Genomic DNA, 1331 nt, shown 5'->3' on the forward strand with positions numbered 1-1331 from the left:
TCCACGAACTGCGCCGGCAGCTGCATCCGGCCGGTGCGGTCCAGCACCGCGTACTCCTCGCTGACCATCTCGGTGCCGCCGTCGGCGGTGACGCGCGCGGTCCGGCGTACCTCGGAGGCGGTCCGGCCGTCGCGGATCGCGACGGTACGGCGGACCTGGCCGGCCACGGCGTGGTCGTGGGTGACCACCACGATGGTGACCCCCAGCTCGGCGTTGATGGTGCGCAGCGCGGCGAACACCTCCGCGCCGGTGGCCTCGTCCAGCTCACCCGTGGGTTCGTCGGCGAAGAGGATCTCCGGGTCGTTCGCGACCGCCACGGCGACCGCGCAGCGCTGCTGCTCGCCGCCGCTCATCTGGCCCGGACGGCGGTCCGCGCAGTAGCCGACGCCGACCATGTCCAGCAGCTCGCGGGCCCGTTCCCGCCGCTTGCGCCGCCCGCCGGCCCGCCCGGCCAGCTTCATCGGCAGCTCCACGTTCTCCAGCGCGGTCAGGTACGGCAGCAGGTTGCGGCCGGTCTGCTGCCAGATGAAGCCGACCACCTCCCGCCGGTACGCCAGCCGCCGCTTGTTCGACAGCGACAGCAGGTCGTAGTCGGCGACCCGGGCGATGCCGGCGGTCGGGGTGTCCAGGCCGGACAGGATGTTCAGCAGGGTCGACTTGCCGGAGCCGGAGGCCCCGACGATCGCGACCAGCTCACCCCGGTCGATGACCAGGTCGAGGCCCTGCAGGGCGACGACCTCGACGCCCTCGGTCTTGAAGATGCGTACCAGGCCGTCGCAGACGATGTGCCCGCGCAGCCGGTCCCGCCCTCCGGCCCGTTGCGCGGCCCGTTCGGCCGCGCGTTGCTGCAGGGACGCCAGGTCCGGTACGGACGTCTCGGCGGTCGCGGTCATCTCAGCTCTCCTCTCCGAGCCGCAGCACCTCGCCGAGGCGCATCCGGCGGTTGTTCACGGCCTCCACGGTGATCGCGAAGCCGAGGGCCAGCATGGCCAGGACCGACACCCCGGCGACCAGGCCGGGTTCGAACTGCGGGCGTACGTCCACGCCGCCGGTGAAGGCGGGCAGCCCGAGCACCGGCGTGAGCAGCAGCGGCAGCAACGCGCCGACCACCGCCCCGGTGAGCACCGACACCAGCACCAGCGGGGTCAGCTCGACCATCAGCATGCCGCGCCACTGCCGGCGGGACAGGCCCATGGTGCGCAGCCGGGACAGCACCTGCCCGCGCGAGCGGGCCCCGGCGAGCACCGCGAGCGCGAGCCCGAGCAGCCCCAGCACGGCGCCGCCCCCGGCACCGAGCGCGAAACCGAACACCAGCAGGCCGTTCACGCCGG

Annotated in this window: 2 protein-coding genes; both read right to left on the reverse strand. The window is 73.8% G+C overall.

Annotation, left to right across the window (positions count from 1 at the left end; translation table 11 throughout):
- Window positions 1-893, reverse strand: an 893-nt coding sequence (locus KBX39_RS31335; RefSeq protein ID WP_210874021.1) for an ABC transporter ATP-binding protein, incomplete at its 3' end; no start/stop codon positions are given.
- A gap of 1 nt (window position 894) precedes the next feature.
- A partial coding sequence (locus KBX39_RS31340) for an FtsX-like permease family protein (RefSeq protein ID WP_210874023.1) occupies window positions 895-1331 on the reverse strand: 437 nt, incomplete at its 5' end.

Origin of the sequence: Micromonospora sp. D75, from assembly GCF_018070405.1 — a bacterium.
Lineage (GTDB): Bacteria > Actinomycetota > Actinomycetes > Mycobacteriales > Micromonosporaceae > Micromonospora > Micromonospora chalcea.